Origin of the sequence: Pseudoalteromonas phenolica, assembly GCF_005886345.1 — a bacterium.
Classification (GTDB): domain Bacteria; phylum Pseudomonadota; class Gammaproteobacteria; order Enterobacterales; family Alteromonadaceae; genus Pseudoalteromonas; species Pseudoalteromonas phenolica_A.
This window is the reverse complement of record NZ_PNEC01000056.1, coordinates 1-12,295: the sequence shown is the minus strand read 5'-3', so window position 1 is coordinate 12,295 and position 12,295 is coordinate 1. Positions and strand designations below refer to the sequence as shown.

The 12,295-nt window shown below is 39.6% G+C and carries 10 protein-coding genes and 3 pseudogenes; 11 read left to right on the top strand and 2 right to left on the bottom strand.

Going from position 1 to position 12,295, the window contains the following annotated elements:
- The 5 genes and pseudogenes from CWB72_RS17685 to nth all read left to right on the top strand — a co-directional run.
- A pseudogene (locus CWB72_RS17685) lies at positions 1–414 on the top strand (electron transport complex subunit RsxC); the annotation flags it as partial.
- Complete coding sequence (rsxD, locus tag CWB72_RS17680; RefSeq protein WP_138634157.1) at positions 411–1,469, top strand: electron transport complex subunit RsxD; 1,059 nt, start codon at positions 411–413, stop codon at positions 1,467–1,469. The pseudogene CWB72_RS17685 and the gene rsxD, both read left to right, overlap by 4 nt.
- Positions 1,466–2,104: an electron transport complex subunit RsxG gene (rsxG, locus tag CWB72_RS17675; protein WP_138634154.1), complete on the top strand. Its 639-nt coding sequence runs from the start codon at positions 1,466–1,468 to the stop codon at positions 2,102–2,104. Before rsxD ends, rsxG begins: the two co-directional genes overlap by 4 nt.
- Positions 2,101–2,799: an electron transport complex subunit E gene (locus CWB72_RS17670; RefSeq protein WP_058030776.1), complete on the top strand. Its 699-nt coding sequence runs from the start codon at positions 2,101–2,103 to the stop codon at positions 2,797–2,799. The genes rsxG and CWB72_RS17670 overlap by 4 nt, the downstream gene beginning before the upstream one ends.
- Before the next feature lie 14 nt (positions 2,800–2,813).
- A complete protein-coding gene (nth, locus tag CWB72_RS17665; protein WP_138634151.1) occupies positions 2,814–3,446 on the top strand; it encodes an endonuclease III in 633 nt (210 codons plus the stop codon).
- A 97-nt stretch (positions 3,447–3,543) separates the two neighbouring features.
- Here nth and CWB72_RS17660 read toward each other — a convergent pair whose 3' ends face one another.
- Positions 3,544–4,581 (bottom strand): helix-turn-helix domain-containing protein, encoded by a 1,038-nt coding sequence (locus CWB72_RS17660; RefSeq protein ID WP_138634148.1) that lies wholly within the window; start codon positions 4,579–4,581, stop codon positions 3,544–3,546.
- Positions 4,582–4,742: 161 nt separating this feature from the next.
- Here CWB72_RS17660 and CWB72_RS17655 point away from each other — a divergent pair, with 161 nt between their 5' ends.
- The 5 genes and pseudogenes from CWB72_RS17655 (at position 4,743) to CWB72_RS17635 (ending at position 7,881) form a co-directional block, all read left to right on the top strand.
- Positions 4,743–5,060 carry a hypothetical protein gene (locus CWB72_RS17655; protein ID WP_138634145.1) on the top strand — a complete coding sequence of 106 codons (318 nt, stop codon included), beginning with the start codon at positions 4,743–4,745 and terminating at the stop codon, positions 5,058–5,060.
- A 151-nt stretch (positions 5,061–5,211) separates the two neighbouring features.
- On the top strand, positions 5,212–5,640 hold the full coding sequence (locus CWB72_RS17650) for a DUF6326 family protein (RefSeq protein WP_138568842.1): 429 nt from the start codon (positions 5,212–5,214) through the stop codon (positions 5,638–5,640).
- Between the two features lie 183 nt (positions 5,641–5,823).
- Positions 5,824–6,513, top strand: a pseudogene (locus CWB72_RS20945) (DUF4386 domain-containing protein).
- 37 nt (positions 6,514–6,550) lie between these two features.
- Positions 6,551–6,655 (top strand): annotated as a pseudogene (locus CWB72_RS17640) (endonuclease III); the annotation flags it as partial.
- Positions 6,656–6,795: 140 nt separating this feature from the next.
- Positions 6,796–7,881 carry an alpha/beta hydrolase gene (locus tag CWB72_RS17635; RefSeq protein ID WP_212747903.1) on the top strand — a complete coding sequence of 362 codons (1,086 nt, stop codon included), beginning with the start codon at positions 6,796–6,798 and terminating at the stop codon, positions 7,879–7,881.
- 281 nt (positions 7,882–8,162) lie between these two features.
- On the opposite strand, the gene CWB72_RS17630 is transcribed toward CWB72_RS17635, so the two are convergent.
- On the bottom strand, positions 8,163–10,268 hold the full coding sequence (locus CWB72_RS17630) for a winged helix-turn-helix domain-containing protein (RefSeq protein ID WP_138634142.1): 2,106 nt from the start codon (positions 10,266–10,268) through the stop codon (positions 8,163–8,165).
- 221 nt (positions 10,269–10,489) lie between these two features.
- Between CWB72_RS17630 and CWB72_RS17625 the strand changes: the two genes are divergently transcribed.
- Positions 10,490–11,704, top strand: coding sequence for an alpha/beta hydrolase (locus tag CWB72_RS17625; protein ID WP_138634139.1), 1,215 nt, complete (start codon positions 10,490–10,492; stop codon positions 11,702–11,704).
- The last annotated feature ends 591 nt before the right edge of the window (positions 11,705–12,295 follow it).

Here is a 12,295-nt window from a genome sequence, read left to right as displayed (position 1 = left end):
GCGAAAAAAGCAGCGAAAGAAGCTGAGCAAAGCGATGCTCCTGTAGCTGATAGCGAGTCGGAAGATCCACGTAAAGCTGCTGTTGCAGCGGCCATCGCTCGAGCAAAAGCGAAAGAAGCTGAGCAAAGCGATGAAACTGTAGTTGATAGCGAGCCGGAAGACCCGCGCAAAGCAGCAGTTGCAGCGGCCATCGCCCGTGCTAAAGCGAAAAAGGCTGCAAAAGAAGCTGAACTAGCAGCTAGCGAAGATGATGCAGAAGCTAATACTCAAACTGAGCAAACAGCACAAAGCAGCGAGCCTGAAGATCCGCGTAAGGCGGCTGTTGCAGCCGCTATTGCACGTGCCAAAGCAAAGAAAGCAGCCAAAGAAGCGCAGTTAAAACAAGAATCAGAAGAAGGAAATGAACCGTCATGAAATTAACCATGGCTTCATCGCCCCACAATCATAGCCATAAAGCACTGAATAAATTAATGATGACAGTGATCGCTGCGTGTGTACCCGGGATCATCGCTCAGTGCTACTTTTTTGGCTCAGCTGTTTTAATTCAAATACTCATCGCACTCATTTCTGTCAGTGCTTTTGAAGCAGCTATCATGAAGATCCGTAATAAAGCCATTTGGCCATCATTAAGTGATGGCTCTGCTTGGCTAACAGGTGTGCTACTGGCAATCAGTATTCCGCCTCTGGCACCTTGGTGGGTCATCGTCATCGGCTGCCTTTTTGCCATCGTGATCGTGAAACAGCTTTATGGTGGTTTAGGCTTTAATTTATTCAACCCGGCTATGGCAGGTTATGTCTTATTGCTTATTTCATTCCCAGTGCAAATGACAGCTTGGTCGCCAGTGTCTGAACTGTTAGTGACCTCTGTAAGTTTTATTGATCAACTTGCTTTAATTTTCACGCAAACCACAACGTCAGGTTTAACCCTAGAGCAAGTCAGAGCGGGTATTGATGGCATTTCAATGGCAACACCACTCGATACAGTAAAAACAGCCGTTTCTCAGGGCTATACAGTCACAGAAGCGATGCAAAGTGCTGTTTTTGCCGATTACGCTGGTAAAGGCTGGATGTGGGTTAACCTAGCTTATCTGGCCGGTGGTATTTTCTTGCTTTGGCGCGGCATTATTAACTGGCACATCCCAGTCGCCTTCATTTTTGCATTAGCATTTTGTAGTGCAGTGGGTTACATCATTGCCCCAGGTAGCCACGCTGGCCTTGTTTTCCACCTACTCAGTGGCGCAACTATGCTAGGAGCATTCTTCATTGCCACTGATCCGGTTTCGGCTTGTACCACAGATAGAGGCCGTTTAATCTTTGGTGCAGCCATTGGCGTGCTGGTTTATATCATCCGTACTTACGGTGGCTATCCAGATGCTGTAGCCTTCTCTGTGTTACTCATGAATATGGCAGTACCCTTGATTGATCACTACAGTCGCCCTCGCACATTTGGTCATGGAGGTGCACAATGATTGCCAAGTCTATGTATAAAAATGGCGCCATATTGTGTGCTTTTGCATTGGCAACCACAGGCAGTGTAGCTGTGGTTCAGAGCCTGACTGAAACACGGATCGCAGAGCAAGAAAAAGCACAACTGATGTCTTTACTGTCTCAAGTTATTCCAAGTGAACGTTACGACAACCAACTCTACCTTGACTGCGTAGAAAGTGATGCACCAGAGCTTGGCCCAGCTGGCCCTCATATAATCTATCGTGCAAGATTAAACGGCGAGCCAGCAGCTTTGCTTGTTCGTCACATCACTCCAAAAGGTTATAGCGGTAATATCGATATCTTAACTGCTGTTACAAAGCGTGGTGAAATCACAGGTGTACGTGTCACCCGTCATGAAGAAACACCCGGCCTTGGTGATAAGGTAGAGCTTTCAAGATCTGATTGGATCACCACATTTAATGGCATGCAAATCAATGGCGCAAATGATGGCCGTTTCGCAGTTAAGAAAGATGGTGGCGAGTTTGACCAATTTACTGGCGCGACCATCACGCCTAGAGCCGTGACTGGCTCAGTGGGAGAAGCCGCTTGGTACGCAACAACACACTTTGATGCTTTATTTGCCAAAGACAACCTGTGCGCAGGAGAAACACAATGAGCGAATATAAAACCCTCATAAAAGATGGCATGTGGGCCAACAACCCAGCCATTGTTCAACTACTTGGTTTATGCCCATTACTTGCTGTAACGAGCACTATAACCAATGCTATGGGCTTGGGGATCGCAACCCTACTGGTACTGGTTGGCTCGAATGTCACTGTGTCATTGGTACGTAATTTTGTACCGAAAGACATTCGCATTCCTGTGTTTGTCATGATAATCGCCGCGTTTGTAACCATAGTACAGCTATTAATGAACGCTTATACCTTCGGTTTATATCAAGCGCTGGGGATCTTCATTCCATTAATCGTAACCAACTGTGCCATTATCGGTCGTGCCGAAGCCTACGCTTCTAAAAACACCCCACTATTATCTGCATTCGATGGCATCATGATGGGCCTAGGGTTTATGGTGGTGCTGGTGTTATTGGGCGCAATGCGCGAGTTAATTGGCCAAGGTACCTTGTTTGATGGTGCCAACTTACTATTAGGCGATTGGGCGACGGTTCTGCGTATTGAAGTTTTTCAATTTGATAACCAATTCTTAGTGGCTATTTTACCACCCGGTGCCTTCTTAGGTTTGGGATTATTAATTGCCGCTAAAAATGTCATTGATGCGCAAATTAAAGCTAAAGCACAGCCTACGCAAGAAGCCGAAAAAGCACCAAGAGCACGTGTTACTAGCTTAACTTAAACGGGTTACGAACAATGAATAAAACCAAAAGACTTGAGATCTTAACCCGTTTACGTGATGACAATCCAAACCCAGAAACAGAGTTGGATTTCACCACCCCATTTGAGTTGCTTGTAGCTGTCACCTTGTCAGCACAAGCCACCGATGTGAGTGTAAATAAAGCAACAGCAAAACTATTTCCAAAAGCAAACACCCCGCAAGGTATTTTGGATATTGGCTTAGAATCGCTTAGAGATCACATTAAAACCATTGGTTTGTATAATTCTAAAGCCAATAACGTCTATAAGATGTGTCAGATCCTCATAGATAAACACGGTGGTGAAGTGCCTGAAAACCGCGAAGCGTTAGAAGCCCTGCCAGGTGTGGGTCGAAAAACCGCAAATGTGGTTTTAAACTGCGCGTTTGGCTGGCCTACCATTGCAGTAGATACCCATATTTTCCGTGTTTCAAATCGAACTAAATTCGCCATGGGTAAAGATGTTGATAAAGTCGAAGAGAAGCTTGAAAAAGTAGTACCAAAAGAATTTAAAGTCGACGTACACCACTGGCTCATCTTACACGGCCGTTATGTCTGTGTTGCCCGTAAGCCAAAATGCGGCTCGTGTATTATTGAAGACTTGTGTGAGTTTAAAGAGAAGACAGATTAACTTGGAACGAATGCCCATTTACTCAATTTTGAGCTTGTTGATCTATGCTAACATTCTCCTTTGTTGTAGCTTTAACTAAATTGATAGATTAATTTATTTAATTCCGCTTGCGGTATTGCCCTGGCGTGCAGCCCGTAAACTCCTTAAATGCTCTTGAAAAAGGTGCTGCAGATGCAAAGCCGCTCTCTATACCAACAACAAGCACAGGCCAGTCTTGTTTGTCTAATGCAGTTAATAACACTTTTGCATGTTCAACACGCATTTTGTTGACGTAGTGGTTAAAATTCTTGGCATCAAATTGGTTGAGCATCACCGCTCGAATACGGTATTCGGGTACACCCAACTCACGAGCAATATCAGCAACGCGCAAATTTGATTGCAAAAATCGTTTTTCTTCTACTAATAGCATTTGAATTTGGCGAGCGAGTTCTGTTTCTTCTTGGTCAGAGGCCGTTGTGTTAATTTGTTCTTGATTAAGCTGCTGTTGGCGAAAACGAATTAAGCCATGTGTCGTTAATAGTATGAGTAAGAAAGCAAAAACAGAAAGCCAATCCTGACTTGAACCGGCTATTAACTCTTTTGGAAGAACCTCACCTACCAGCATCACACTAACAACACAGTAACTAAATGACATTAAATAGATCGTCGCTACTTTTCGTTGCACAACATTCGTGCCTTGCAGTACTCGATAACCTTCCCAAAAAATTAGAATGAGCATGCCAGAGTATAAAATTTCAATAATTTCTTTCAATGCCGTTGTTAGAGCTAAGAGCCAGTCTGAATTGAGTTGCCACATTTTTGTCGAAAATAGTGATAGGTGGAGTAATACCAGACATACTGCATGTAAGCCAACCAGAATAAGGTGGTGGCGATTAATTGGGTTGTTTTTTCTAAAAAAAGCGCGTGCAAATAACCAATACCCGCTAGCAGTAAAAACACTAAATACACCTATAAAATGATGATAAGGATTGATATAACCACTCGTTAATTTATGAGTGACAAACAGTGAGGTAGATAAACAATAAATGGCAAAGGTTAAATGAAAAAGGTGCTTTTCACGAAGACGAAAATGAAATACTGCTAAGGTTAGACTCAATACAACAATACCTAATTGCGCAAAATTTAACAGTTCCAAATTTTCCCCCTCATTACTAGCTCGCAAATTCTACATGAATTCACTTCTGTTTTGATCATTTTCTGATTTATCGCCTATTTCGTATATCGATTTTCAAATTCGATGCTTATGAAAGCCTTATAAATGCCAGCATAACAGTGAATTAAAATTGAATAACGATTATGACTAATAAATCAGTTATAGATATTGGAATAGAAAACAACGCGCCACAAGTACCCTTTTTAAAAACGAAATACTTTAAGTTGTACTTTGTAGGCATGGTCTTTTTACTTGTGAAAAATAGTCAGCTTTACAGATTAAAAGATTGTTATAGACGGAATAATTGGCGAGAACTTGGCCATTCTATGTTGTTTGCAATTGGCAGATTATTTCGTCCATTAGCATTTTTACTCATCATGATTAACGAAGCTGTATGTAAGGTTGTTTGTCTTTCCGTAGTTATCTTACCAGTATTTTTAACCGGTGAAGAATATACCTAATCGTCAGTAAACAAAGTTTATTAATTCGTATTACATAAATTTATATATCTATTTCGTGGAGTTACGTGTGGTGAAAATATATGTCTCTACCTCGAACCATGGAAACGCAATAACCAATAATCCCGTTTGTAGAAATTTACTAGGAGTTATCATGTCTAAACTTTCCGACTTTGAAATCAATATAAAGATAAAGCTCAGTGCGATATGGAGCGCGGTCATGTCTTTGTATATCTATTGTGACTATTTTGAGTTGTATAGACCTGGCAAGTTGGAGTCCATGATAGAGGGAACAGCTTTTTTTGGCAAAGTGAGCCAAGAAGTCGTCTTGGGGTTATCGTCAATTTTACTAGTAACAAGTTTAATGATTTGTTTATCCGTACTTCTGTCGCCAAAAATTAACAAAATTCTCAATATTCTCGTGGGTGCCATAATGACTTTAATGCTGGCGTACATTTGTTATTTTGATGGTTGGTACTTCTACAAAATGTATGCTGCAGTCGAAGCTTTTTTAACTCTAATAGTTGTGTGGTTAGCGTGGAACTGGCCTAAAGAACAAAGTGCCAATAGCCCATCCAAGTAACAGCTGTAGCTAACGAGTATTTAAAGAAACAACTCATTAGCTAATTTTTTTAGAATACGTTAAATATCGGGAAAACTCTAAAAATCAAACACAACTCTATCGGTTAACTGCGAGTAGTTGCAGAAGCTGCGCATTTAAATCCAGTTTAAACCTGTTTGAGTTAAAATAATTAGGAATAAAAATATGTCTAATAACACAACAGCTCGATTAGCGGGTTTTGTCTACTTATTGCTTGTGATCACCGGTATTTATAATTTAATTTACGTGCCCTCTCAATTAATCAATATGCAAGACGCTGTAACCACGGTCGAAAATATCTCAAACAATGAATTGCTTTTTCGAACAGGCATTGTCGTCGGTATATTAAGTTACATTACTTATCTCATTCTGCCTTTTGTCTTGTTTAAACTTTTTCAGGGAATAAATCGAGATGTTGCTGTGATGATGGTTGTACTTTCCGTCGTCAGTGTCCCTGTATAGCTATTTAACATGGTACATAAGGTTGATGTGTTAACTTTATTAAGCAATGCAAGCTTCTTAAGCCAGTTTGATGTGCAAACTATTCAAGCTAAGGTGATGCTGTCACTCAAGTCATATAATAACGGTATTGCGGTCGTGCAAATCTTCTGGGGGTTATGGTTACTGCCATTTGGTTACCTTGCGTTTAAATCTAGTTATGTCCCTCGTATTCTGGGCGTCTGCTTGATGTTGGGTTGCTTTGGTTATTTGACGGTTTTTTTAACTAACATGCTATTTCCTGAAATCACAATACCTAGTGTTGTTTCTAAGCCTGCCTCAATTGGCGAAATAGGAACTTGCTTATGGTTGCTGATTTTGGGTAATAAACCTATCAGAATTCTAGAAAAGGGTTAGATAAAGGGTCAACACACTTAGCCAATGAAGTTATTTTCACTGGCTGATTTTACATAGCCGTTATGTCTGTGTTGCCCGCAAACCAAAGTGCGGCTCATGTATTATTGAAGATTTATGTGAGTTTAAAGAAAAGGCAGACTAACTCTTAACATGGACTTACACTATCAATTCTGTAATTGAAACATTAAGCTCTCGTAAAGTTTTGTAAATAACCTTTTAAGCCTAATGCACACTGAGTAATGTAAACTATACTAAAACCAATCAGCATTCGATGGGGCTTTTATGTTTGATAAAGCTTTAATGTTAGTTTGTCACATCTTACTTTTCGTCTTTTTAACTGGGTGTGGTGGTGAAAGCAACGACTCTATTGAATCTTCGCCCATTTCTCTCGAACCAGAACCTGATAATGACACCCCAACTGTGAGAACTCAAGCAGCTTACCTAACCTTAGTTGATGAAGATATTACATATGCAAATGGGCTTAGCCATAATGAAGCAAGCTCAACATCAGTTGCAATCCCACTTAAATTGGATGTCTATTACCCTGTAAATGATTCTACTAATAGACCTGTTTTTATGTTCATACATGGCGGTGGGTTTACTGGAGGAACAAAAACAAAGCCTGAAATTATAGATATGGCAGGTTATTATGCCTCAAGAGGCTGGGTATTTATTTCGATCGATTACAGAACAGCTGAAGAGTTAATAACCACACAAGGAACATCACAAGAAGCGCTATTATCTCATTATAAAGGCCTTGCCCCGCAGGAGTGGATCCAACATGCTCTACAAGGTGTAGAGACCATTAAGCAGTTTGAACAGGCTATTGCAATGTATATGGCTCAGAGAGATGCAAAAGCCGCACTACGATGGATTGTCGCAAACAAAGACACCTATAATATTAATACCGATTACATCACTGTTGGTGGAGCTTCAGCGGGTGCGATTACTACTGTTGCATTAGGCATATCAAATATTGAAGATTTTAGAGATGAAATTTCAATTTCAGACGACCCTACACTTACAACAACCAATCTAGCACAGACTTATAAAGTAAATAGCATGGTTTATTTCTGGGGCTCTAACGTAAAAATCGAACTTTTCAACGAAATATATGGATCGAATTTATACGATAGTAATGACCCAGAATTATTCTTGGCGCATGGTACTAAAGATATGAACCCATCTACACCATATTCCGAAGCAACCGAATTAGAAGAGATCTATGATTCTTTAGGCATTTATAATGAACTTGTTACTTTAGAAGGCGCAGGCCATGGTGCTTGGGATGCAATGGTTGAAGGAAAAAGCTTATCCGAGATGACTTTTGATTTTATCGTTAAAAGACAAAGTTTAACTGTTGAGTAGTGACATCGTAGTCTATTGAGCTTTCAATTTATGTCTTATAGTCGTTTAGCACTAAAAAAATTGCAGATCTGCTCATATCTCAAACAGTCTCCTATTATAATAGATATAAGCCATGTAAATTTGCTCCCCAATCACTATTATTTAGCCACTGCTTGACCTAATTTTTTTAAAAGGTGTTCGCTAAATATCTAAAGCTTACAATAAAATACAGACTAACTAATTGAGTAGAACCATAAGATTTAGCCCTTTTCAAGAAAACGTTATATGAGCGAGCAATAGTTTTAATGGTAAGTGCGATGTATATCCCCTGAGCGACTTGCCTTATCACTTATCATTACTTTTCCTTGCTTCACGTCATAACTTGAAAAGGCATTAACCTTCATTTTTGTTAAGCTTTTCTCTGTATTAATAGACACTTTATGTAAGTATTCACTCTCACCCTCTGCGTTCATATAATAAAGGTGTTGGTTATCTATTTTGGCCCAGTAGAATTCATTAGGTAGAGTCAAAGGGGTCGGCTCAATTTGGTGGTCATCACTAACGGTATTTAACCTCACTTGATACAAGCGGTGACTCCCTTGCTCAATGAGGTAAACTTTTCCTATTTGCGTATTATCAGATAAGCCATAAGCCCACTCCCCTTGCGGTAAATCGATGCGCTCTCCTGCTAGATTGCTAATATGTAGGTTGGGTTTGGCATGTTTAACCGCTGTAATTGCAACCATATTATTTGAAAGCCAATCTACGGCGATCACAGGTACATCACTGGTAAAAATAGCTGTTTCTTCCGAAAGAACATCGAGCGGTTGTTGAGACTTCAGCCTATGGAGTGGGAGCGCGAAGACATCGTTGTCGATGACGAGTAAAACTTGCTTATCATCGGGTGAAATCGCCATATTACTCAGGGCATAAGATGACGTAAATTGGGTTAATATTTTTGACTGTGCTCGATGACTGTCTGCAAAGTAGATCTGCATTTCACCACTGCGATTTGAAGCAAATAAGTAATCATCACTTTGATGAAACAAGGCTGGGTATGAATCAAACACTGCCGAATTATGCAGCGAACGTGTTGCATCATCTGATAGTAACCTCAAGTTATAGTCATCTTGCTCAGTACTAAACAGTAGAGAATGCCCATCGGCTATGCGGTTTAATCTCTTAGAAAGTCGCTCTGAAACATTAACCACAACTCGACTGTTGTCACCATCAAAGTCACTTTGCATAATCTTCTGCATAGACGAAGACGAATAATAAAAGATTTGCTCGGAGCCATGTACCCAAATTGCTTCATAAACAGGCCTATCAAATTGCTTGCCAGCTGTGACTTGGTGATTTATCAAGTTGAATGACAACAGCTGAGTTTTATGATCACTCCCTGTGCTCATAACCAATAGTTTCTCGCCATCTGGTGACACATCTAAGTGGTGATATCCCCACCCTTTTGGTGCTGGTTGATTCAGCAGAACATGATAGTTTTTATTAAGATCATAAACATATATATGGTTAGGCCAGAAGTTTTCAGGCTGAGCAGTATAATAAATTACGTTTTTCTGGGCGTGATAAGCGATGTCTTTGACTCTTTTATCTTGGCAGTTAAATAACATCGTTTCATCAGCGACACTAAAACCCTCACCTTGCTGATAATTCAAACGGGCTTGATAAACAGCACACCGCCCCTGACCTTTGTCTAAATAAATAAATTCACTCCGTGTATCTTGCTCGGTAACAGCAATAATTTCGCTGATAGGATGAGGCAGTGATAGTCGATTTACAGACGCGGTATGTATATTTTTCACCCATAGTTCAACATCATCAGACACATTACGTGCTCTCAAATAAAACAAGTGATTTTGATCTGGATGCATACGTGGAGAAAATTCTAGTCCCTGCTCTCTCGTTAATGCCACTGAATAAGCAAGCTTGTCATTGTCACTTTGCTTAAACACAAACCAAACAGCAGTAAGTAGTAACAAACTCAGAAAGATAACTCGGAGCTGACGATACAGATTAAAGTTAGCGGCTTCATTATCTTGCCTATCATTAACCGTTGGCTCTTCATTAATAGGCGAAGTTTTATACTCAGAAATAGTGCAAATAAATCGGTAGCCTCGCTTTGGTACCGTTTGTATATATTTTGGCTGTTTTGGGTCGTCATTAAGGGCTTTACGCAGATTACCAACTAACTTATTAATCGCATTATCTGTCACTAAGGTATTAGCCCATACCGTTTCGAGCAGCGTTTGTCTTGAAATTAACTGTTCTGGATGGGTGAGAAAAAACTCTAAAAGCGCAATGAGTTTGGGCTCGATTTCTACTTGCGTGTTTTGTATTGTGAGCAAACGTTGCTGCTGACTGTCAAAAATAAAATCGCCAAACTTAAGCATAAACAATTGTAATCAATAGATAAAAATTAATATTTCAGCACTTTATCACAGTATCTAACAGGTACAAAAAACAAACTTCAGAACAATCATCAAGCAAAAACTGATTGCCTTGCAACGATTAATCCTCTTTTCATCCCTTTTTTTCCTGCAAATTTCATTACTTTCGGCGGTTTTCCTAGCAACTTAAACACCGGTTAATTAGAACAACTCAAGGAATTAAAATGAAGAAAGTTATCGTCTTAATATTTGCCCTATGTTTTATATTTAATTTAAGTGCTTATGCATCCGAACGGGGCACCACAATAGAAGATGGGATCTATTCCTCTATTTTATCTGAGCAACGCGGGCTATTAATTCACTTACCTAATGCTTATCACCTAAATAAGTCGCAAACTTATCCAGTTTTATATTTGACGGATGGGCTAAGAAACTTTAAACATGCGGCTGGTACTTTAGATCTACTAACTCAGTCTGATCATGCTAAAGAAATGATCATCGTCGCCATTAAGAATACGCATAGAACACGCGATTTCACGCCAACTTACGATGAAAGCTATAACCAGTGGGGTGTATCTGGCGGGGCAGATAACTTCTTGGACTTTATAGAAAAAGAGCTTATTCCTCATATCAATAAACGCTACCGTAGCAATGGCTTTAAGGTGTTATCAGGCCACTCGCTCGGTGGACTGCTATCAATCTATGCATTACAAACCCGACCTCAGTTATTCCAAGCGCATTTTGCTTTTAGCCCAAGCCTTTGGTGGCACAAAGGGAAAGTGTTAAAACAAGCTCACACTTTTTACAAACAAAAGAAAAATCTAAATAACTATTTATATTTAAACCTCGCTGATGAAACTGGCCATATGTTGAGTTCTTTTGAGCAATATCGTGAATTACTAGGTAATCAAACACGTCTAGGCTTTGATTATGATTTAGAGTTTATAAAAGATGAGAATCACAGTACATCAGCAATGGTGGGACAAAACAGAGCCTATGTTGAGTTGTTTGAACAATTTAAATGCTCACCAGATTTTGCAGCGCTGGGCTTAACAGGTATTGATGCTTGCTATGCTCAACTCTCTAAGCAGTATGAGGTCAATTTAAAACCTGACTATCTGGCTTACAGATACGCTGCCGAAAAGGCCATTACAGACAAACGCTACGCCGATGCCATAGACATATACACACAACTTATCAGTACTTACCCTACTCGCACTGATGCTTATTTCAGACTCGCCTATTTGTATGAAGGTAAAGGAGACAACACCCTGGCTATAAAGACCCTAGACAAGGCGCTCAACATAAGCTTGAAAGAAAATGTTGAGAACAACAAGATTAAGACTTTCCGAGCCCATATTATGGCAAAGCTGCCAGAACAAACGTGCGAAACAGCAAAAGTGTATGTGGAAAACGGCAAAACAAAATGCGCTTTGTAGATTAGAGGGAGCTTGCTCCCTCTAATTATTTTCACTGAATGACAAGAGACTGCATTTTATCGACACCAAATTAATGTTGTAAAAACAGCACTGTACTGGTTGTCACTAATGGTGTTTATTTCACCTTCTTATGTAAATTGAGCATCATTCTCACCCAAAACTTACTATTTCCAGTATAGTTGCCAAGATTTTTAAAAGTAGCTTTGAGCATACTTAGATAACAAATGATATTTTGCGTTTTAGTTTCTAGTTCATGCAGCTCATATGCCGTAACTTCACAAAATTACTTATTCGCATATTTTATTTGGTCTTCTATATTAGTTGTGAATAACAGGTTGAAATGACTAGGATAATCATACTCTCTATTAGTCACTTGATTTCTTCCTTTAGTCATCGTCGTTCACACTAAGTAAAAAACGTATGATATTTCTTTTTAATACAAAAGGATGAACTAATAACGAAGAAAAGTTAATCTAGATTAAGTTTTGAAATTAATGCAATAAAAAACAGATCTTTAAGATTAAAGAATCTAATAAATATGATTAATTATGAGAAAAGGAAGTAATATTGAAAGTGGCGTCCCCTAGGGGA